Here is a 21,622-nt window from a genome sequence, read left to right as displayed (position 1 = left end):
AAAATGGTTGCTGACATTTGCATTACCACCTTTGACAATCTTACTTTCATAGTTAATAAGAATAGTTCGTTCAATCATCCAATGATGTGCTCCAAGAGTATCGAATTGTCAGAATGAGGTGAGCATTTATGGGTTTGTCGGCAGGTGGTGTTCTAAAGCTACCAATTATGAAGTCATGTAAGGTTAAAACATCTAACCATATTATGAAGGAAAAACCAATCGAATGGATTTCTGTTATCGAAATGCCTGTAGAAAACTTTGTTAGGAAAAATGAGTTTGTGTTAAGTACCGGGATCGGCTGTGAAGATAAGCCAGAGTTACTAGAAAAGTTTGTTAGAGATGTTATTCAGTCAGGGGCATCTGTTTTAGCTTTTGCTACAGGAAGATATATTTTCGATATTCCCGATCGTGTTTTAGAACTAGCTGATGAACATGACCTCGTTATTATCGATGTACCATGGGAAATAAGATTTGCAGACATTTTGCAAACGGTTATGCATGAAATCACGGTGGATAAACAAAAAGAACGTGAAAAAGCTGAGGACGTTCGCCATGAATTAATTAATTGCGTTCTCCATGACAAAGGATTAGAAGAGATTGCACACTCCTTATACAGACATATAAAAATCCCTGTTGCCATCACCGATGCTACGAGAATTGTTCGGGCCAATAAGCATTTTAGTCCAGTTATTATAAAAGCTTATAGCGGTGAGGATCAGGAAAATAAACTTCAACGAACTCCTCTATTAGATATCCAATTTAGTGAACATCCATTGTACTATCATATGAAAGAATATAAGTACGCTAACGAAGTATTCTTTCAGCTTAAAATATTAAATAATCATAAAACTCAAGGATATGTTATCTTTCAGCCAAGTGAAAGTACCCAGCTTTCTTGGTTTGTCATGAATGTTTTGGAGCATGCCTTAACCGCATGTGCCCTCTATTTCGTTAAAGAAAATGCAATTGAATTAACCGAAATAAGATTAAAGGACAACTTTGTCCTAAATTTGGCGAAAAATAAAACAAGGGTAGATGAGCAGCTATCATCAAAGGCTAAATTGCTTGGGTATGACTTAAATCTTTCATACATTTGTATTGTCGGAAATATTAGTTATAAAGATTCCAAACAAAGTAAGAAGCAAGAAGAGAATCCGTCTAATTCTTCATTACAAAGTATGAACTACTACATTCAAAAAGAAATCACCTATGCAGGAAAACTTTTTAGTCGCAGGACAATGACCACTTTTGATGAGGGGGAAGTTATCTTATATCTAGAGGCAGACCACCTACCATATGGAGATGTGGCAAATCAGTTTTTAGATACAATTGAACGAAGGTTAAGCCAATTACTAACAGATGTAGAAATATCGTGGGGGGTGGCTGCTGATAGTGAAAGTGAATTTGCCTTTTATGAAAGCTACGATGAAGCAAGTACTGCATTAGATATTGGGTTACAACATCATGGAACAGGTGAAAGGACTTTTTTTAGTGATACGAGAATTAATCGGCTTTTGATGGCAATTTCCGAGGAAAGCGAAATTGCTTCTATTGTTAAAGATACTCTACAACCATTGCTCGATTATGATAAGAAGAGACAAACAGATCTAATTTATACACTTAAGACTTATAATAAGTACAAAGGTAATGTAAGCCAAACTGCAAGAGAATTAAATCTACATCGACAATCATTACTTCATCGGCTTAGAAAAATAGAATCGTTAACAAAGCTATCATTAATAGAGTCTGATGATTCCTTTCTTTTGGAATTAAGTGTACGGCTATGGATGTTAAACAAATTAAAATGAATAAACGGTCTATGCCCTGTCATAATACAGGGCATTTTTTTTGTGGAAAATGCTATGTTTATTAACACCACTTGAGCGGGTAAGGAAAAGTATAACCTATATAAAAACAGAATAGCTAGAGATGTTGTCTAATTGATAGTAATTGAGGCTAAAACTCTAAAAAATAATGATAATCATGATATTCGCCTAAATACAATCTTATATCGACTTAAATGCAACATGTTGTATAACAGAAACAGAAAAAACTTCATACAATTTTTACATTACATTCTGTTAAGTATTTTAATAAGATAAATAGTAAGAATTATTAAAATATTCAGTTAGATGAGAGGGTGAGGCCAATGCTTCCATTTGATATTACCGAATATCAAACCCGTATAAGTAAGACAAAACAGAAGATGGCTGAAAGTGGAATTGAAGTTTTGCTTGTCACGGATCCTGCAAATATGAATTATCTTTCAGGATATGATGCTTGGTCGTTTTATGTGCATCAAATGCTAGTAATTTTAATTGATGAACCACAACCAATCTGGATTGGTCGTTACCAGGATGCAAATGGAGCGAAGGCAACAACTTGGATTTATGATGACAATGTCATTCCATATCCAGACTACTATGTACAGTCATCGATCTACCATCCAATGGACTTTGTTTCAGAAATATTGAAGCAAATTGGGCAAGCGAATCGGTACGTTGGTGTTGAGATGGATAACTATTATTTTACTGCTAAAGCCTATGAAAGATTAAAACAAGGTCTGCCTAATGCGACCTTTAAGGATGCGGACTTACTTGTCAATCATGTTCGGATGATTAAGTCAGATCAAGAAATTGAATATATGAATCGAGCAGCTGAAATCGCAGAGCAAACAATGTATAAGGGTGCAGCAAGTATTCACGTTGGAAATCGCGAATGTGATACAGCAGCTGAAATTTATTATCACATGATTTCAGGTACTGACAAATATGGTGGTGAATATCCGGCTATTGTTCCGTTACTACCTTCTGGGGAAAATACAGGTGCCCCGCATATTACTTGGTCGGAGAGACCATTTAAAGAAGGTGAATCGGTAATTATCGAGCTAGCCGGTTGCTACAAAAGATATCACGTGCCTTTAGCGCGAACTGTTTCGATTGGAACTCCTTCTAAAAAGCTACAAACTATTACTCCGATTGTTGTCGAAGGCCTAAACGAGGTGCTAGATGCCATTAAGCCGGGAATGACATGTGGTGACGTAGAGGCTGTTTGGAGAAAAAGTATAAAAAGGCACGGAATTGAAAAAGAAGCAAGATTAGGATACTCGGTTGGACTAAACTATCCGCCAGACTGGGGAGAGCACACAGCTAGTGTTCGAATGGGAGATCCAACGGTCCTGCAACCAAACATGACATTTCATTTGATTCCAGGATTATGGTTTGATAATTATGGAATTGAAATTAGTGAATCGATTAGAATTACAGAAACAGGTTGTAAAACCTTTACCAATTATCCAAGAGAGCTAATTGTTCAAGACCCCTATCCGCCATACAATCATCAAGGTGGAAAGATCAGCTAGAAGGGCGCTGAACTAAGCAGTAGTTTAACAACAACCAAGCATATAAACGGTATGTATAGCCAACTGACCGGAATAGAAATTCTATGTGCGGCAATCTGCTTAATGCATACCGATTATTGAATAAATCTGTTGCAAGGAGGAATTTATATGAGAGAAACAAAGATGGGAACCCGTGCGATTTGGGCCGGAGAGAAAGATCAATTAGCATTTGGTGCTACACAGGTTCCAGTTGTGCACAGTGTATCTTTTGGCTATGACGATATGGATGAATGGTATGATGTGGCGATCGGTAAAAAGAAAGGACACATTTACGGACGTAATACTAATCCAACCGTCGAAGCTTTTGAAGAAAAGATAAGAATTCTAGAAGGCGCAGAGGCTGCTACTAGCTTTTCTACTGGAATGGCAGCAATAAGTAACACGCTTGGCACATTACTATTTCCGGGTGATCGAGTTGTATCGATTAAAGATACGTATGGTGGAACAAATAAAATATTTACTGAATTTTTACCTAAACAAAAAATAGACGTTACTTTATGTGATACGGGTGATCATGAAGAAATTGAAAAAGAAATCGCCAAGGGATGTAAGGTGTTGTATCTAGAAACTCCAACAAACCCAACGGTCAAAATAACAGATATAGCACGAATGGCAAGAGCAGGTAAAGAAGCAGGAGCAATCGTGATTGTTGATAACACCTTTGCTACTCCAATTAATCAAAATCCCTTAGCACTAGGCGCCGATTTAGTTATTCACAGTGCAACAAAATTCTTAGGTGGGCATGCAGATGCACTAGGTGGTTCTGTTTGTGGATCAAAGGAATTAGTAGAGTCGATTTATCATTACCGTGAAATAAATGGAGCAACGCTTGATCCAATGTCAGCCTACTTACTTTTACGAGGAATGAAGACATTAAAATTACGTGTTGATAGACAATCGGAAAATGCGATGGCTGTTGCTCGTTATTTACAGACAGTTGATGTAGTAGAATCAGTTTTCTATCCAGGACTCGAAGACCATCCTGGTCACGAAATTGCCAAGGAACAAATGAATGATTTTGGTGGAATGCTGAGCTTTGCGGTTAAAGGCGGAGTAGATACGTTAAGACATTTGCTTCCGAAATTAAAATACGCTAATCGTGCAGCCAACCTTGGTTCAGTTGAAACAATCGTAGGCCCGTCTCGAACAACTAGCCACGTGGAATGTACACCTGAGGAAAGAGCTGCGATGGGCATACCAGAAGGTTTAATTCGTTACTCAGCGGGGATTGAAGATATCGAAGATCTCATTTATGACCTAGAGCAAGCATTTCAAACATTACCAGAAAGCCTATTTGTAAATAGTTAAGGGAGGTGATCCCTTTGCGGACGGAAGAATGGGATATCACAAAACGCTCAGAATTTTTGAAATCAGACTTAATAGATATACGACGCCATTTGCATCGTTTTCCGGAATTAAGCTTTGAGGAGAAAAAAACAAGCGACTTTATTCTTGAAGTACTAGAAGCTGAGCAAGTATTTGATATACAGACGGGGATAGCGGGTCATGGGATTGTCGCTACCCTGTCCTCAGGCAGTGGTCCTACAATTGGTGTTCGAGCTGATATGGATGCGCTACCAATAGTTGAACAGACAGGAGTCGAATATACCTCAGAGCATCCAGGCGTCATGCATGCATGCGGCCATGATGCTCATATGACAATGCTTCTAGGTGCAGCAAAATTATTAGCAGAAGATTATAAGGAAGGAAGAATAAGCGGTACAATTAAATTTATCTTCCAACCGGCTGAAGAAAAAGCGGATGAATACGGTTTAACCGGGGCGCCCTACATGCTCCGTTCAGGTGCAATAAATGACCTAGAAGCTGCCATTGCTTTACATGTATGTCCTTGGAGAAACACGGGAGAAATTCAAATAAATAAAGGACCTAGTATGGCGAATATAGACAATTTTTTTCTAACGATAAACGGTACTGGTGGCCACGGTGGTTATCCGTATCAAGGAACAGATCCTATTTGGATGACGTCGTTCGTACTTCAAGGAATTTATGGTCTGATAAGTAGAAGAGTAAATCCGTTAGACGTGGGGACTATTAGTATTGGTGAAGTTCATGGAGGTCTTTCTTCAAATGTTATTCCTGAAAGTGTTCAAATAAATGGGACGATTAGATCCTATACACCCGAGGTTCGGTCACAGCTAATTGATGAATTGCAATCAATAGCGAAAATAACAGAATCCCTAGGTGGATACTACACGCTTGATGTTGAACACGGGGAACCAGCTCTTCATAATAATGCAGACATCACAGATATGTTTAGAGAGGTTGCTAATGAATTATATCCACACATGCCAATTTATGAAGAGCCCTTCGGCATGGGAGGAGAAGATTTCGGTCACATTACCAATGATATACCAGGAGCAATGTTCTTTCTTGGATGCGCATTAAATGGTGATACGACAGGTAGTTTGCATACATCTGATTTTCAAATTAACGAGGATGCGTTGCCAATTGGTGTGGCACTGTTAACGGAATGTTCCCACCGTCTCCTAGCAAATAACGGAAAATTGTGGAGGTGAGCTAGATGAGTACCAAAGTAGCATTTATTGGATTTGGCGGAGTTGGTCAGTCACTAGCAGGGTTATTTTTAAAACAAAAAGAAAGCTTAAACAAAAAATACGGCTTTGATCCGGTTGTTGTTGCTGTTTCAGATTTGATGAAGGGATCTATCTATCATTCTGAAGGACTTGATATGGAAAAGGTGTTAGATAGTGTTAAAGAAACAGGTAACGTAGAAAACTATCCAAACCAGCAAGGTTTAGTGAAGGGGTGGAGTAGCTTAGAAACAATTAAACATTCCAACGCGGATATAATTGTAGAAGTTACTTTTACCGATGTAAATACAGGTCAGCCGGCAATTGATCATTGTAAAACTGCTTTTAATCATAAAAAAAGTGTTGTAACAACAAATAAAGGTCCAGTTGCATTAGCGTACAATGAGCTATCAGCACTAGCTGAAGAAAACGATGTGTTCTGGGGATTTGAAGGCACTGTTATGAGTGGTACCCCGGCTCTTAGGATGCCGGTAACAACCTTAGCGGGCAATGAGATAACAGAAATCAAGGGGATTTTAAATGGAACAACAAACTATATCTTAACGGAAATGGAAAAAGGAGAAACCTTTCAAGATGCATTAGAGAAGGCTCAAAGTCTTGGCTATGCTGAAGCAGATCCGACAAGTGATATAGAAGGGCACGACGTTAGATATAAAGCAGCAATTCTAGCTAACTATTTAATGGATACACCAATAGCTGCAGAGGATATTTACTGTAAAGGAATAAGCGATTTGACTGTTGATCAGATAAAAGAGGCTTTAAACAACAATCAAAAGTGGCGTTTATTAGCTCGAATTACCAAAGAAGATGGTACGGTCAAGGCCTCGGTAAAACCAGAACTAGTTGATAACGATGATCCGCTAGCTGGTATTTCAGGTCCAACGAATGCGATAGTTTACGAGTGCGATTTAGCAGGACCTATTATGTTAACAGGAGCCGGAGCCGGCCTAACAGAAACAGCTTATTCCTTATTAATAGACATGATTCATTACCATAGGCAACACGCCCTAACAAAAATTTAAGGAGGGTGATCACAATGCAACTACAAGCAAGACAAGAGAAAATGCTTTTAGCAGGGCAATGGATAACAGCAGAACGGACATTTGATGTGTTTAATCCACAGGATAATCAACTGATCGCGAAGGTGCCATTAGCATCACAAAACGATATGTTATTTGCAATTGAGAAAGCAGAAGAGGCTTATCAAACCAATCGGTCATGGCCAACACATGAACGAATAAGTATCCTAAATAGAGCTGCTTCCTTTATGGAAGATAATAAAGAAAGATATGCAAAAACAATTGCGTCCGAGGGTAGTAAGACAATTAATGAGGCGCGTGGTGAGGTCAAGCGAGCAATACAAACAATCCGAATTAGTGCAGAGGAAGCCAGACGAATCAACGGAGAAACGATTAACTTTGATCAAAATGAAGGTAGTGAAAACAGAGTAGGTTATTATTATCGATTTCCAATTGGTGTAGTCGCTGCCATTACTCCATTTAATGATCCGCTTAATTTAGTGGCACATAAAGTGGGTCCAGCGATTGCTGCAGGCAATGCGATTGTAGTAAAACCTGCATCAGTCACTCCATTAAGTGCACTATTATTAGCTGAAGCATTTACCAATGCTGGATTACCAGCCGGAATGCTTTCTGTAATAACCGGTTCTGGTAAAGAGGTAGGTGAGACATTGGTAACTCACCCATCGATAAAAATGATTTCTTTCACTGGAGGAACGAATGCAGGTGAACGGATTGCTCACCAAGCTGGCATCAAACGGATAAATATGGAGCTTGGATCAAATTCTCCTGTTATTGTCCTAGACGATGCGGATGTCCATGATGCGGTTCAATCATGCGTATCGGGATCATTCTCAGCGGTCGGTCAGAATTGTATCGGCGTTCAACGAATTTATGTGGAAAAAGGTGTCTATAGTAAATTCTTAGAATCATTTAAGGAACGCACTTTAGAATTACAAGTCGGAGATAAAATGAATGAATTAACAGATGTTGGTCCGATGATTAATGAGCAGGAAGCAAAAAGAGTCGAGACATGGGTGGAAGAAGCTTTAGCAGATGGTGCAAGGATAGAGGTCGGTGGAAACAGAGATGGTGCATATTATTACCCAACTATTCTAACAAATGTACCTAAATCGGCAAAAATTGCACAGGAAGAGATTTTTGGTCCAGTTGTTTTGGTTACTCCTGTAGAGGACGTATATGAAGCAATTCAACAGTCTAACGCTGTAGATTATGGACTACAAGCCGGTATATTTACTGCAGATATTGAGAAAGCTTTCTTAGCCATCCAGCAATTAGAAGTTGGTGGAGTAATGGTTAATGATAGCAGTGATTACAGAATTGATGCGATGCCGTTTGGCGGAGTTAAAAATTCAGGTCTTGGAAGAGAAGGCGTAAAATCAACTATTGAGGCTATGACAGAACAAAAGGTTGTTAGTTTTAGACTTAGACAACATACACTGTAATCAAAAAACAGGAAGCCTCAATTGTAGGGCTTCCTGTTTTCTTGAAAATGGATCGATCGAATAAACCGTAGTGAATTTTTACTACTTTTACTAGTTGTGATGGTAAATTGGTCATACTCATTTATGATTTCTGATATCGTTTTATTGTGCAATTCATTATCTTCCGGCTGAGCAATTCCTTGATTGACTAATTGTGCGATTAAAAATTCTTTCTGATTTTGAACAGCTTCTCTTAAATAAGCCATTACAGTCGCCTCTTTCTAAATTGTATTAGTAACGTTACTAGTAGTCTTTCCAAAAATATACAGATGTAAACGCTTTATTTAATGGCTTTTCAACAAATTTGTGATGATTGGAATGAAGAGGTGCTAGTTATAATTAAATGATTAACATTCTATATTCTATAAAAGGAGGATTATTGTGGAACGGCTAAACGAAGAAAAAATTAATAATAAGCTAAATAATTTAACTGATTGGAAACTGGTTGATGAGAAGTGGATAGAGCGGCAATATCGTTTCAAAGATTACTTATCTGGTGTCCGCTTTGTTCAGGAGATTGCTAATTATGCTGAAGATATTAAACATCATCCATTGATTTCAATTGACTACAAAAAGGTGACGGTTAAGCTATCGTCATGGCAAGAGAAGGGTTTAACAGAATTAGACTTTGATATGGCACATCAGTTTGAGTGGTTGTATGAAAAGGGAGAGAAATAGATAAACAATTTAATAGGAAGGCTGTTTTTGACACAATGTCTATAGACTACGACATAATTTACATCTATTTATTCGTCATTTATATATGCTTTCTACAATCGCTTCGGCAAAAAACTTCGCTTTCCGTGGGCACGGCCTTAGCCTCCTCGTAGAAAACCACTACTGCGGGGTCTTCGGACTCGTGGGACTGCGATTACTCGCCCCATCGAAAACCTTTTGCTGTTCCCACAGGAGTCTACGTTTTTTGCCTACGCTGTTAATAGTGTTCTGATTATCGAGGGAAAAAGTCTATGGTTGTATCTTGAGAGAATTTCCCACTCTTGAAATCATAGCTATTTAAAATTTGTTGAACTAAACTACGCTAGTTGTTGGGCTAAATCAATCTTCCCTTCTTTAACATGATGGTGATTGGAGCGTAGGGCAGTCGACTCCTGCGGGAAAAGCGACGGCTGAAAATCCCGCAGTGAGCGCTTTTTGCTCGCGAGGAAGTTGAAGCGTTGCCCGCGGAAAGCGACTGCCCGGAGCGCAAATCAACTAGCAGTTACGTCGCATCTTATCATCACTCCGAAAGATAAAGATCAGCGAAACTTTTCGAAAAGGTAGCTTATTTTGAAGATCATTCTAGATTTACTTGATTATTAGTAGCAGTGGATCTTTGAAGGTCATGTTAATAGATTCATTACAGTAGAAGAGTTCATTGGGGATATTTACTTGTTGATTTAATTTTAATCCATCATTCTTATTTTTCTATATTCAGTGACTAACTCACCGATACTCTTTTTGTAAATAGTGTTGTCAGTAGATGCAACAGCCCCCTTTTTAAGTAAAACTCGAATTAACAACCCTTTTTGTTTTTCAAACGAATCTTTTAAGTAAGACATTCAATCTTCTCCTTTCTTTATTTGTTATTTTAAATCAAAAACTATGAGCTTTCATTATTCTTGTAACCTTATCTTACAAAGTATTTTTTATGTTGTCATAGTTAAAAAGTAAATAGAGTTGCCTAATTTTCATTTGGCAACTCTAATTTATTTTGTAAAGAAAGCAATGTGTAAGCCTGCCTGGTAAAAGTCTTCTAATTATTCGTTTTCATCCAATCGATGAATAGCTGAGCAAAATAAGGGTCCCATTGAGTGCCTTTTCCTTCATCCAAAATAGATAATGCCTTTTCTTTTGCCATTCCTTTACGGTAAGTTCGATCCGAAGTCATCGCATCATAAGCATCCGCAACAGCTAGGATTCTACCAAAAGTAGGAATGGTAGTTCCGAATAACCCATCTGGATAACCCTTCCCATCATATCGTTCGTGATGATATTTGACCCCAGGTATAAATGCCTCCATGGCTTCTTTAGGGTTTATTTTTTCTAGAATTTCAGCACCAATTGTCGGGTGCAATTTGATTTGTTCAAACTCTTCTTCTGTTAGTTTGCCATCCTTTAGCAAAACCTCATCTCTAACCCCTATTTTGCCAATATCATGTAACAAAGCAGACTTTCTTAGTAAATTAAGCTCATCATTAGCTAAACCAGCTTCTTTTCCAATTTGGTAGGCGAAGTGTGCAACTCTAGTAGAATGTCCAGATGTATAGCTATCACGGGCATCTAGTGTTGCAGCAAAAACAGAGAAGTAACTTTCGACTAAATCTTCATTTAGATTTTCCTTTTCAATAATCGATTGGGTCATGTGATTGAATCCAGAAATCAGGTTAGAGAACTCATCAGAATAATACCCATCAATTGGCTCCAATTTCCCACTTTGAACATTTTTCATCCCTAGCTGAAGTTGATTCATTGGTTGCTGTACTTCTCGACTTAATAAAACAGAAAAATAAACAGAAATAAGGACAACTAAAATGATAATTATCCCGGCCCAACGCCAATAGTCAGCAACCAAGAAAGGGTCGATTTGAAGAAGCCGAATAAAGGTTGCAAGACTAAAAAGCGTTACGGGAAACACGCCAATAAATAGAGTGCTGAGGAAGAATTTCTTTTGAATGCTTATCAGGACATAATTTTCAAAAGATAGATCGGTATTGTATTCAATTAATGTACGTTCTTTCAATGATTTTAGGATTGGTTTTATTGCATTTGTTGTTAAAAAAAACTCAATGATAGCGTGTAAAAAGGCAATTAAAAATGAGCCCAACCAAGCAAAGATAATGAAGTAATACGGGATAGACAGTAGACCGTTAAAAATAAATAATGAGGTAAGAATAGATGAAGGAATTGCTATACCTAAAAAATGAGGTAGCATAATCCGTTTAAAGGTCAAAATGGGAAAATGAAGTGTTCTCAAATAAGCACTTCTCAAGTGCTCCTTTGAAGCGTTGTTAGAGGTAAAAACCCTCTTAATCGGTTTGATGTGCAGTCGAAATACAAGAAACTCACTAGTAAACATACAGAAAAGAGAGAATAGTAGTATCGCTAACAACAACGTCATGTCCTGAGAAGGGACGTTAAGTGTCTGACTTATAAATGTACTGCCGACGATGATAACTGCAACTAATGAACCAACAATGTAGTTACGGATAATTGTTCTTTGGAACTGTTTGAAATTCATAGATAATCTCGCTTTCTTTAGAAGGTGATAGAATAGTGCTAGTTAATTTGAAAGCTAGAAACCAAGACTATCTTACTATTATAAATAGTAACCTAAAAATTTGCTAGTCAAATACAAGGGTATAGAGGCAGATGAAATGTCTTGTTGATTAGAGAATGATAAAATTATCTGGAAGAAATTATAAGGAGATATTTTTATGGCAAAGCAACACGATTTCACCCATGGAAGTATAATTAAACAGCTATTTTGGTTTTCTGGACCAATCATGCTTACCAACTTACTACAGGTTTCATATCAGTTTGTGGATAGTTTATGGGTTGGGAATTTGCTTGGGGCTAACGCTCTTGGGGCAGTTGCAATTTCAGGTACAGTTATCTTTACTATCCTATCATTTATTATCGGAATAAATAATACGACCCTAACTGTTCTATCCCAGCAAAAGGGGAAAGAGAGTGATGAAGGGTTAAAGCGATATTTAAATGCATTTGTTGTTACCCTAACCATGATGGCGGTTGTTCTTGGGGTTATTGGCTATACTGCCTCAGAGCCAATCTTAAGATTACTGGGAACTCCGGAGTCTATGCTGCTGGATGCTAAGGTGTATTTGCAAATAAATGCTTTGGGAATTCTATTTTTACTTGGTTATAACTTTATTGGTACAGTCTTACGAGCGGTAGGAGATAGTCGAACTCCGTTACGATTTGTAATTTTAGCTGTGATCTTAAATATCATATTAGATCCAATATTTATAGCGGTACTTGATTTTGGAATAACGGGTGCAGCCTATGCGACGGTAACAGCTCAGGGTGTTGCATTCCTATATGGAATCGTTCATGTAATCCGAAATGATTTAATTCCCTTTACTCTTCCAAGTTGGCCTAAAAAGGATGAGGTAAAGTTAATCTTAAATCTTGGTATTCCTTCAGGGCTGCAAATGTCTGTAATATCAGCAGGTGTAGCAGCAATTATGAGTGTCGTAACCTCTCACGGAGAAGCTGTTGTTGCTGGGTTTAGTGCTGCTCAACGGTTGGATAGTTTATTTATGCTCCCAGCCCATGCATTAGGAACTGCAGTGAATAGTATGGCAGGTCAAAATATCGGTGTGAACAAATGGGACCGAGTCCATCGGATTTCCAAATATGGTGTGCTGTATAACCTGTCTGTCATGTTGTTTTTTACAATAGTGATTGTATTATTTGCAAATTATGGCATTCAGTTGTTTATTCAAGACCCAGAAGCTGTTGAATTCGGAGCGAGATACTTAACAATTGTGGCATTCTTTTATCCATTCCTTGGAATCAACTTTATTCTAAATGGTGTGGTAAGAGCTTCGGGAGCAATGTACCAAGTATTGGTGCTAAATATAATCTCTTTTTGGGTGCTAAGGTATCCTTTAACATATTTGTGTTCATCCTTATTTGGCGAAGATGGAATAGCTTATGGAATGGGGATAAGCTTTGTTATTAGCAGTGTACTTGCTTATTTATACTACCGATATGGCAAGTGGCAACAGAAGGAAATTTTTAAGGAAAAAGCATCAAGAGCCTAATATTTTATAAGGTTAATAAAACAGACACAAGCGTTGTTGCACGCTTGTGTCTGTTTGTCCTTATAAAATTGGATCTTTACGGTGTTTTGTTGCTTGTTCGTATCCATAGGCTAACTCAATAAGCTTAGCCTCACTATAAGCCATCCCAGTAAATGTAATACCGACTGGTTTATCTTCAGGAGTATAACCAGCAGGAACTGTAATGGAAGGATAACCAGCCTTAGCTGCAATACCAGCGCCGTAGTTATTAACGAACAATAATGCATCCAATTGGTGTTCCTTCATAACAGCATCAATGCCTTTTTCTTGTGCAAGCTCTATATCCTCTAATCGGGCATTAATGTATTCTGCATCTGTTAATGTTCCACTTTTTGATTCAGACTCTACTAGCAATTTTTGACCATATTGCAACGCCTTCTCAGCATGCTCTAAGTTATATTGAATCACCTCTGCAAGCGAGTGAACAGGAACATTAGGAGATAAGTCATTTAAATAGGCATTTAAGTCACATTTAAATTCATGGAATAAGACGCTATAATCGGAAGGGTTTGTAGCTATTTCAGTAGAATCGATAATTTCTGCACCCTGAGCTTTGATATCTTCGATGGCTTTATCAACAAGTGCCAACTCATCGTGGTCAAGTTCAGTAAGGTAGTTACGATCAATTCCAATTCGAGCTCCATTTAACCCTGTTGAATTTAAATAATTCGTGTAATCTGTCTTTGCTTTTCCAGCACTAGTTCGAGTTGCAGGATCTTTATCATCTAATCCAGTAAGTGCTCCTAATATGACTGCAGCATCAGCCACTGTTCGTGTTATTGGTCCTGCAGTATCTTGGCTATGAGCAATCGGAATAATCCCACTTCGGCTAATTAACCCAACGGTTGGCTTAATCCCAACGAGTGAATTACTGCTAGCAGGACTAAGGATTGAACCGCTTGTTTCTGTTCCGATACTTCCTGTAGCAAACCCAGCAGCAATAGCAGCGGCAGGTCCAGAACTAGATCCACCTACATCAAATAAAGGACTATAGGGATTTAGAACCTGACCTCCTCTTGAACTATATCCATTCGGCATCCCCTCAGTCATAAAATTAGCCCATTCAGTCAAGTTGGCCTTACCTAATAGGACGGCTCCAGCTTCCCTGAGCTTAAGAGCAACAAATGAATCTTCCTTTGCGTAGTTATTTGCTAAAGCAATCGACCCAGCACTAGTATGCATCTTGTCACCAGTATCGATATTATCCTTTAATAAGATTGGAATACCGTGAAGTGGGCCTCTAGCACCATGTTGCTCTCTTTCAATGTCTAACGCTTCTGCAATATGTAAAGCGTCCGGGTTAATCTCAAGTATGGCGTTGATGCTTGGACCGGTTTGATTGTATTTGGAAATTATTTTTAAGTAGCTCTTTGTTAGACTTAGAGAAGTTTCCGCGCCTTTGTCAAATGCTAGTTGGATTTCTTCTATAGTATTATAATTTTTATTCATTTAGTCGGCTCCTTTTGCAATTTGAGTATGTACCAATTATAAATAAATGTTATAGCAATAGATAGAATTTTGTCCGTTTAATGAATATTTGTCAGGGTAATATAAAAGATGTCAACATTGCTATTGACAAAAGGCCTTTTAGTAAGTGTTGATATTACCCCTGCAAACGCTTTATTCTAAATATAAGGAATTTATTATTAAGATCATAATTTGAGAGGAGAATTATTTATGGCTCAAAAAGGATTGAGATCAAAGATACAACAGTTTGGTAGTTACCTAAGCGGTATGATTATGCCAAATATTGCCGCATTTATTGCTTGGGGTATTATTACAGCTCTTTTTATAGAAACAGGTTGGATGCCTAATGCTGAATTAGCAGAAATGGTTGGACCGATGATTACTTACCTCCTACCATTATTAATTGGTTTTACAGGTGGTCGACTAGTTTACGATATCCGTGGTGGTGTCGTAGGTGCAACAGCAACGATGGGGGTAATTGTTGGAGCAGATATTCCGATGTTCCTTGGTGCAATGTTAATGGGTCCTCTTGGTGGTTACTTAATCAAGAAGATTGATGACGTACTTTTACCTAAAATTCGTTCTGGATTTGAAATGCTTTACAATAACTTCTCGGCAGGTATTCTAGCTGCTTTTCTAGCAGGAATTGCTTTCAAAATTATTGGGCCAATCGTTGAGGGTCTTAATAATGCTTTAGGTGCAGGTGTAGAAGCAATTGTTAATGCTGGATTGTTGCCGCTGGCAAGTTTATTTATCGAGCCAGCAAAAGTACTATTTTTAAACAACGTAATTAATCACGGTATATTAAGTCCACTCGGGGTGGAACAAGCGGCTGAGACAGGGAAGTCAATTTTGTTCTTACTAGAGACTAACCCTGGACCAGGTTTCGGTATTTTACTAGCATTTATGGTATTCGGAAAAGGAATGTCGAAAAGCTCTGCATATGGTGCATCAGTTATTCACTTCTTGGGTGGTATTCATGAGATTTACTTCCCGTACATCCTGATGAAGCCAGCATTAATCCTAGCAGCTATCGGTGGTGGCGCGAGTGGTGTACTAACTTTCACGATCTTTAATGCAGGACTATCTGCAACACCGTCGCCAGGTAGTATCTTTGCTTTACTAGCGATGACTCCAAGAGGAAATCATGTGGGCGTACTATTAGGTGTAATTGCTGCAACAGCAGTCTCTTTCCTAATCGCTTCTATCATATTGAAAGCTAGCAAATCAGATGAAGAAGAAGATATCTCCGCTGCAACAGGTAAGATGGAAGATCTAAAAGGTAAGAAGAGTTCTGTGTCAGATAACTTTAATACTGCCGCTGCACCAACAGACGTATCTGCTAAAGATGTAGATAAAGTGGTCTTTGCATGTGATGCCGGTATGGGTTCAAGTGCAATGGGCGCATCGCTATTAAGAGATAAATTTAAAAAGGCTGGTATTAGTATTGATGTAACCAATACTGCTATTAATCAAATACCAAGTGATGCAGATATTGTAATTACTCACAAAGATTTAACTGACCGTGCAAAAGCTAAATTACCAACGGCAGAGCACATCTCAGTTGAAAACTTCTTAAATAGTCCAAAATATGAAGAATTAGTACAAAAGCTTAAGCAATAAGGATACAAAATCCCTCCAAGTAGACATACAGACGTCTATTTGGGGGGTTATTTAATATATTATTAATAGAAGTCTAAGTTAAAAAATGTCAACAACTCTTGAGACTAATTTAGAAATTGATTTGATTGTATTATCTAGTCTGATGGGTTTATCATCGTTATAAGGGCATTAGTTTAGTGAGTGAAAACAATTTAGGGGGTGAGTAGCCTGTACATCTCTGGTAGGGAACGTAAAATCTTAGAGTTTTTGTTGAATCAACAAGATGACGTTACAATTAAACATCTTGCAGATAGTCTTGAGGTTAGCTCTAGAACAATTCATCGTGATTTAAAAAGTGTGGAGGACATTCTTGAGCATTTTCAACTAAATCTCAATAAGAAGTCTGGAGTAGGTATTCAAATCGTTGGCGATAAAGTGAATAAAAAAAACCTTGAGCTGACATTGTTTAGTGTGGAGCATACAGATTATCGACCTGAAGAGAGACAAGCGATCATCATATCCACTTTGTTGGAAACAAATGAACCAATTAAATTGTTTACATTAGCTAATGAACTAGATGTCACGATTGCAACAGTTAGCAATGATCTTGATAAGATTGCTGATCAATTGTCTGAGTATCAGATTGAGCTCATTCGCAAAAGAGGATACGGAGTTAGTGTTGAAGGCAAAGAGACTAGTAAACGAGCGGCCCTTAGTTATCTGATATCACAACATATGGATGAGTCTGATTTTGTTGCTCTTCTACGTGAAAACATCGAAAAGAAATCAAAGCAACACTTAAACACAATTTCTAGCCGCCTATTAGGCCTAGTTGATCAAAACAAATTAAAAACAATTGAGAAAAGTGTGGAACGAATAAGATCAGAACTGCCATATGAACTCGCAGATAGTGCCTATATTGGCCTTGTTGTCCATTTAGCACTTGCAATTGAGAGACTTCAACAGGGTGAAAATATCCAATTTGATCAAAATTATTTGCGAGATATGAAAGAAACTAAGGAATATCAAATAGCTGAGAAGATGATTTTTGATTTGGAAAAAGCCTTTGGAATGATTATTCCTGAGGATGAGATCGGCTATATAACGATGCACTTAATGGGTGCGAAATTACGTAATGATAATGAGTACTTGTTAGAGGAATCCTCGATTGATATTGCATATAAAGCTAGGGAATTAATTAGCTATGTAGGTGAGCAGTTAGGAAAAAATCTGACGGATAATTCAGGATTACTAAGTGATTTAGTAGCACACCTAAAACCAACGATTTATCGCCTTAAACAAGGTATGAATATAAAAAATCCATTACTTCGAGAAATAAAAGAAGATTATCAACAGTTATTCACGATGCTTGAAGATGGTGTTGGCGAAGTATTTTCAGAAACTGAGTTTCCAGATGAAGAAATAGGGTACCTTGTATTGCATTTCGCTTCAGCATTAATGGGCGAAGAAGAGAATGTCGAGGTTAATGCACTAGTAATATGCTCAAGTGGAATTGGTACATCAAGAATGTTAGCTTCACGGTTAAATCAACACATACCTGAAGTTAAACAGGTCAGTAACAGGTCGCTGTTTGAACTAAGTGAGATGAATTTATCCGACTATGACTTAATCATTTCTACTATTCCATTAAAGGATATGGAAAATGAATATATTTTAGCTTCGCCAATTCTTACAGAAAAGGAAATTCATAAGATTAAAAGGTATGTCAGGCGGTTAAAAGTTAATAAGCGTGCCCAACCTAAAAAAATCAAAAGTGTTGAAGTGAAATCAAAAGATGATCTAGTAACAAGACTTCAGTCGATGCAGCAATATTCGAAGGTAATCTTAGATTTATTATTAGGACTTCGGGTATACCATATAGAAGAGAAGAAAGACAGTGAAGAAATAATGGAAGTGGCCTGCTTTCAATTAGAGAAAAACCAAGTAATCAATGATAAAGAAGCAGTTTTTCAAGAATTAATTAAAAGAGAGAAGCTTGGTGGGTTAGGAATACCGGGTACCTCACTAGCTCTTTATCATGCTCGAAGTGATTCAGTTAGAAAACCTATCCTGAGTGTTTATGCCTTGGATCATCCGATTGCTATTAGATCTATGGATGATAATGAAGTTCGGGTCGAGAGCATTCTTCTTATGCTAGCACCAAGAGATATTTCTGAGCAAAGCCTGGAGCTGTTAAGCTTTATTAGTGCTTTATTAATTCGAGATCAAGAAAGCATTAGTACTTTTCAATCTAAGGATGAAAATAAAATTAATCAATACCTATCGCATCATCTAAATGAATTTATTAATCAAAAGTTATAAACGAAGGAGTGTTCAACAATGACAAAGCAAATATTAGCTAAGGAAAACATCTTTTTAGAAGTGTCATTAAATGATAAAGAGGAAGCTATTCGTTACACAGGTGATATTCTGGTAAGAAACGGCTATGTAGAAGAGTCATATGTAGAAAAAATGCTAGAGCGTGAGGAAGTGACGTCGACGTTTATTGGCAATAATGTTGCTATTCCACACGGTACAGAAGATGCAAAAACGGCAGTGAAAGAAACTGGATTATCAGTTGTAACCGTACCTGAGGGTGTCGACTTCGGCGGTGGAAATATTGCAAAAATTCTAATCGGAATTGCAGGCAAAGGTAATGAACATTTAGAAGTTTTATCTAAGATTGCAATTGTATGTTCTGACGAGTCAAATATTGAAAAACTAGTAAATGCAAAATCTGAGGAAGATATTATAAGTATGTTTGATGAGGTGAATTAATATGTTAGCTGTTCATTTCGGAGCAGGCAATATAGGCCGGGGTTTTATTGGCGCTTTGTTATCTAAATCAGACTTTACTATCAATTTTGTCGATGTTAATAAAGATGTGATTGATGCATTAAACGAAAAACAACAATACAAGGTTGTCTTGGCTGATGAGAACAAAGAGGAACTGTTAGTCAAAAATGTCTCAGGAATTAATAGTCTTGCGAACCCAGAACAAGTTATTGAGGCAATTGAAAAAGCAGACATCGTAACTACTGCTGTTGGCCCTAATGTTTTACCAATAATTGCAGAAATTATAGCAAAGGGTTTAACTCAAAGAAAATCAATTACTGATCGACCATTAAATATTATTGCTTGCGAAAATATGATAGGGGCGAGCACGCTTCTGAAAGAAAAGGTTTTTGAGCACTTAACTGACCAAGAGCAAGCCGAATTCGTTAAATTATACGGTTTTCCTGACTCTGCGGTAGATCGCATAGTCCCCAACCAAGTGAATGAGGATTTACTAACAGTCTCTGTTGAACCATATTATGAGTGGATTGTTGAAGACACAGAAATTAAAGGAAATAAACCAGCAATAGATGGACTTACTTATGTAAATGATTTAACACCTTATATTGAACGGAAGTTGTTTACAGTTAATACTGGTCATGCCGTTGCAGCGTATCTAGGTCATTTCCTTGATTATAAAACAATTAAAGAAGCAATGGATACCGAACTAATACAGGACTGGGTTAAGGGTGCATTAAATGAATCAGGTGAAGCTTTGATTCACATGTATCAGTTTGAAAAAGAAAATCATCAAGCATATATTACTAAGATTCTAAATCGATTTGTAAATCCGTATATTTCAGATGAAGTCACACGAGTTGGACGTGGTCCCATCCGTAAACTTGGAGGAAATGATCGATTAATTCGACCAGCTAGTCTTTACCTAGAAAAAGTAAAAAAAGAACCGATCTATTTAGCGCAAGCTATTGCAGCAGCACTTATGTATAAGAATGACCAAGATGAAGAAGCTGTTACTCTTCAACAACAGGTTGAGGAAAAAGGCTACGAACAGACATTACGGGAAATATCAGGTCTAAGCGGAGATCATCCATTAATACCAGTAGTGATGAATCAATTAGAACAATTGAAGAACAAATAAGGCTTTTTAATGCTAATTGTTCCTCGCAGTTGATGTAAAATGCCACGTACATTGATCTCAGCTCCGGGCAGTCGCTTTCCGCGGGCAACGCTTCAACTTCCTCGGAAGAAAATCACTTCCTGCGGGATTTTCAGCTGTCGCTTTTCCCGCTGGAGTCGACTGCCCTCCGCTTCAATTACCTTCTTATACATGACACTAATGAAAGATGAATTACAGAATACTTATTCATGATCAAAATTAGTTTACCGGGGTTCCTTCAAGCTGTTCAGTTTCCATTGGATTTGAAACGATAATTTACACTGGATTAAGAAAATTGGTTGTTCTTTTTAAGGGCTCCACGAAACGTTGGTTATAAATTCCCCTAACAGCGTAGGCAAAAAACGTAGACTCCTGTGGGAACAGCACGAGTCCGAAGACCCCGCAGTAGTGGTTTTCTACGAGGAGGCTGAGGCCGTGCCCACGGAAAGCGAAGTTTTTTACCGAAGCGATTGAATTAAGCATATAAATGAAGAATAAATAGATATTTGCGTTATATACAATAATCTTTATCAAAAAAGCCAAAATAAAAACGCCAAGTACTCATTGAGTATTTGGCGTTTGTTTGTATTATTGGGTAGCTGTAACTCCCCGTTTGACCACATATTTCTTTTTTATTTTAGGCTCGACGACAGCTTCCTTGTCAGCAATCCTATTTTTAAAGGAGCTAATTACCATGGAAAGAATCGCGATCGATAAGATTGATGCTAACCCTTTAACAATTCCAACGGTATAAAGACTTGTTATAACAATTATAAAGTCAAAGATAAATGTTGTTGTACCAGGATTTAAGTTATACCTTTTGTGTAGGAATAAAGCTAGTATATTTGCGCCTCCAAGTGAGGAGCCATTTGCAAATAAACAAGATAAACCGACACCTATGATTAAACCACCACTAATTGCACCGAGCCAAATTGGAATAGTAAAGTCCGGTAACCATTGATTTACCATAGTAAATAAAGACAATAAACTTACAGAGCATATCGTGGATAATGTAAACTTCCAACCCATTCGCATAACAGAAAAAATATAAAAAGGAATGTTTACAAGGAAAAATATAATTGAAAATGGTGAGGAAAAAAGGTAGGAGAGGTTTAAAGCGAGTCCTGCTGTTCCACCGGTTACAATTTGAGAGTGATTAAGGATGATGACCCCAATACTTACTAACACAATCCCAAGTAATATGGATAATATTTTTTTCATGGCCATGCTCCTTTGATATAATTTAAAATTTGCAAAGAAAAAATTCGACACTCGTTT

The 21,622-nt window shown here is 37.6% G+C and carries 17 protein-coding genes; 12 read left to right on the top strand and 5 right to left on the bottom strand.

Translation table 11 applies throughout. The features are described 5' to 3' along the window. The first annotated feature begins 128 nt into the window (after positions 1–128). From GH741_RS16770 to GH741_RS16745, 6 genes are all read left to right on the top strand, one after another. Positions 129–1,808 carry a PucR family transcriptional regulator gene (locus tag GH741_RS16770; protein ID WP_153737903.1) on the top strand — a complete coding sequence of 560 codons (1,680 nt, stop codon included), beginning with the start codon at positions 129–131 and terminating at the stop codon, positions 1,806–1,808. Between the two features lie 341 nt (positions 1,809–2,149). Then, positions 2,150–3,361: a M24 family metallopeptidase gene (locus tag GH741_RS16765; protein WP_153737902.1), complete on the top strand. Its 1,212-nt coding sequence runs from the start codon at positions 2,150–2,152 to the stop codon at positions 3,359–3,361. Between the two features lie 147 nt (positions 3,362–3,508). Next, the gene (locus tag GH741_RS16760) at positions 3,509–4,708 is read left to right on the top strand and encodes a cystathionine gamma-synthase family protein (RefSeq protein WP_153737901.1); all 1,200 of its coding nucleotides are present in this window, start codon (positions 3,509–3,511) and stop codon (positions 4,706–4,708) included. A 5-nt stretch (positions 4,709–4,713) separates the two neighbouring features. Next, on the top strand, positions 4,714–5,937 hold the full coding sequence (locus tag GH741_RS16755; protein WP_420809407.1) for a M20 metallopeptidase family protein: 1,224 nt from the start codon (positions 4,714–4,716) through the stop codon (positions 5,935–5,937). Between the two features lie 5 nt (positions 5,938–5,942). After that, complete coding sequence (locus GH741_RS16750) at positions 5,943–6,995, top strand: homoserine dehydrogenase (RefSeq protein ID WP_153737899.1); 1,053 nt, start codon at positions 5,943–5,945, stop codon at positions 6,993–6,995. A gap of 14 nt (positions 6,996–7,009) precedes the next feature. Then, entirely contained in the window at positions 7,010–8,458 is a 1,449-nt protein-coding gene (locus GH741_RS16745; protein WP_153737898.1) for an aldehyde dehydrogenase family protein, read from the top strand. 17 nt (positions 8,459–8,475) lie between these two features. Here the strand turns inward: GH741_RS16745 and GH741_RS16740 are convergent, their stop codons facing one another. Next, positions 8,476–8,703: a Fur-regulated basic protein FbpA gene (locus GH741_RS16740; protein WP_153737897.1), complete on the bottom strand. Its 228-nt coding sequence runs from the start codon at positions 8,701–8,703 to the stop codon at positions 8,476–8,478. Positions 8,704–8,878: 175 nt separating this feature from the next. Here GH741_RS16740 and GH741_RS16735 point away from each other — a divergent pair, with 175 nt between their 5' ends. Then, complete coding sequence (locus GH741_RS16735) at positions 8,879–9,175, top strand: 4a-hydroxytetrahydrobiopterin dehydratase (RefSeq protein WP_338079535.1); 297 nt, start codon at positions 8,879–8,881, stop codon at positions 9,173–9,175. Between the two features lie 725 nt (positions 9,176–9,900). Here GH741_RS16735 and GH741_RS16730 read toward each other — a convergent pair. Further along, on the bottom strand, positions 9,901–10,056 hold the full coding sequence (locus tag GH741_RS16730; RefSeq protein ID WP_153737896.1) for a hypothetical protein: 156 nt from the start codon (positions 10,054–10,056) through the stop codon (positions 9,901–9,903). A 194-nt stretch (positions 10,057–10,250) separates the two neighbouring features. Beyond that, entirely contained in the window at positions 10,251–11,735 is a 1,485-nt protein-coding gene (locus GH741_RS16725) for an HD domain-containing phosphohydrolase (protein WP_153737895.1), read from the bottom strand. Positions 11,736–11,931: 196 nt separating this feature from the next. Here GH741_RS16725 and GH741_RS16720 point away from each other — a divergent pair, with 196 nt between their 5' ends. Further along, positions 11,932–13,284 (top strand): MATE family efflux transporter, encoded by a 1,353-nt coding sequence (locus GH741_RS16720; protein ID WP_153737894.1) that lies wholly within the window; start codon positions 11,932–11,934, stop codon positions 13,282–13,284. Between the two features lie 60 nt (positions 13,285–13,344). Here GH741_RS16720 and GH741_RS16715 read toward each other — a convergent pair whose 3' ends face one another. After that, positions 13,345–14,772, bottom strand: a complete 1,428-nt coding sequence (locus GH741_RS16715; RefSeq protein WP_153737893.1) for an amidase family protein — start codon at positions 14,770–14,772, stop codon at positions 13,345–13,347. A 228-nt stretch (positions 14,773–15,000) separates the two neighbouring features. Between GH741_RS16715 and GH741_RS16710 the strand changes: the two genes are divergently transcribed. The 4 genes from GH741_RS16710 to GH741_RS16695 all read left to right on the top strand — a co-directional run bounded on the left by GH741_RS16710 (position 15,001) and on the right by GH741_RS16695 (position 20,326). Next, positions 15,001–16,413 (top strand): PTS mannitol transporter subunit IIBC, encoded by a 1,413-nt coding sequence (locus tag GH741_RS16710; protein ID WP_153737892.1) that lies wholly within the window; start codon positions 15,001–15,003, stop codon positions 16,411–16,413. 198 nt (positions 16,414–16,611) lie between these two features. Then, on the top strand, positions 16,612–18,714 hold the full coding sequence (locus GH741_RS16705) for a BglG family transcription antiterminator (RefSeq protein ID WP_338079534.1): 2,103 nt from the start codon (positions 16,612–16,614) through the stop codon (positions 18,712–18,714). A gap of 18 nt (positions 18,715–18,732) precedes the next feature. Further along, the gene (locus GH741_RS16700; protein ID WP_153737891.1) at positions 18,733–19,170 is read left to right on the top strand and encodes a PTS mannitol transporter subunit IIA; all 438 of its coding nucleotides are present in this window, start codon (positions 18,733–18,735) and stop codon (positions 19,168–19,170) included. 1 nt (position 19,171) lies between these two features. Then, the gene (locus GH741_RS16695; RefSeq protein ID WP_153737890.1) at positions 19,172–20,326 is read left to right on the top strand and encodes a mannitol-1-phosphate 5-dehydrogenase; all 1,155 of its coding nucleotides are present in this window, start codon (positions 19,172–19,174) and stop codon (positions 20,324–20,326) included. 606 nt (positions 20,327–20,932) lie between these two features. On the opposite strand, the gene GH741_RS16690 is transcribed toward GH741_RS16695, so the two are convergent. After that, positions 20,933–21,565 carry a YitT family protein gene (locus tag GH741_RS16690; protein ID WP_153737889.1) on the bottom strand — a complete coding sequence of 211 codons (633 nt, stop codon included), beginning with the start codon at positions 21,563–21,565 and terminating at the stop codon, positions 20,933–20,935. Positions 21,566–21,622: the final 57 nt, after the last annotated feature.

Origin of the sequence: Aquibacillus halophilus, from assembly GCF_009649745.1 — a bacterium.
In the GTDB taxonomy this organism is placed as follows: domain Bacteria; phylum Bacillota; class Bacilli; order Bacillales; family Amphibacillaceae; genus Aquibacillus; species Aquibacillus halophilus.
The sequence above is the reverse complement of the archived record's forward strand: the minus strand, read 5'-3'. Positions and strand labels throughout refer to the sequence as shown.

Excerpts from the sequence above, each read along its gene's own strand:
- GH741_RS16725 (WP_153737895.1), bottom strand. The coding sequence starts at position 11,735 with ATGAATTTCAAACAGTTCCAAAGAACAATTATCCGTAACTACATTGTT.
- GH741_RS16695 (WP_153737890.1), top strand. The coding sequence starts at position 19,172 with ATGTTAGCTGTTCATTTCGGAGCAGGCAATATAGGCCGGGGTTTTATT.
- GH741_RS16690 (WP_153737889.1), bottom strand. The coding sequence starts at position 21,565 with ATGAAAAAAATATTATCCATATTACTTGGGATTGTGTTAGTAAGTATT.
- GH741_RS16710 (WP_153737892.1), top strand. The coding sequence starts at position 15,001 with ATGGCTCAAAAAGGATTGAGATCAAAGATACAACAGTTTGGTAGTTAC.
- GH741_RS16720 (WP_153737894.1), top strand. The coding sequence starts at position 11,932 with ATGGCAAAGCAACACGATTTCACCCATGGAAGTATAATTAAACAGCTA.
- GH741_RS16765 (WP_153737902.1), top strand. The coding sequence starts at position 2,150 with ATGCTTCCATTTGATATTACCGAATATCAAACCCGTATAAGTAAGACA.
- GH741_RS16740 (WP_153737897.1), bottom strand. The coding sequence starts at position 8,703 with ATGGCTTATTTAAGAGAAGCTGTTCAAAATCAGAAAGAATTTTTAATC.
- GH741_RS16700 (WP_153737891.1), top strand. The coding sequence starts at position 18,733 with ATGACAAAGCAAATATTAGCTAAGGAAAACATCTTTTTAGAAGTGTCA.
- GH741_RS16745 (WP_153737898.1), top strand. The coding sequence starts at position 7,010 with ATGCAACTACAAGCAAGACAAGAGAAAATGCTTTTAGCAGGGCAATGG.
- GH741_RS16730 (WP_153737896.1), bottom strand. The coding sequence starts at position 10,056 with ATGTCTTACTTAAAAGATTCGTTTGAAAAACAAAAAGGGTTGTTAATT.
- GH741_RS16770 (WP_153737903.1), top strand. The coding sequence starts at position 129 with ATGGGTTTGTCGGCAGGTGGTGTTCTAAAGCTACCAATTATGAAGTCA.
- GH741_RS16715 (WP_153737893.1), bottom strand. The coding sequence starts at position 14,772 with ATGAATAAAAATTATAATACTATAGAAGAAATCCAACTAGCATTTGAC.
- GH741_RS16750 (WP_153737899.1), top strand. The coding sequence starts at position 5,943 with ATGAGTACCAAAGTAGCATTTATTGGATTTGGCGGAGTTGGTCAGTCA.
- GH741_RS16760 (WP_153737901.1), top strand. The coding sequence starts at position 3,509 with ATGAGAGAAACAAAGATGGGAACCCGTGCGATTTGGGCCGGAGAGAAA.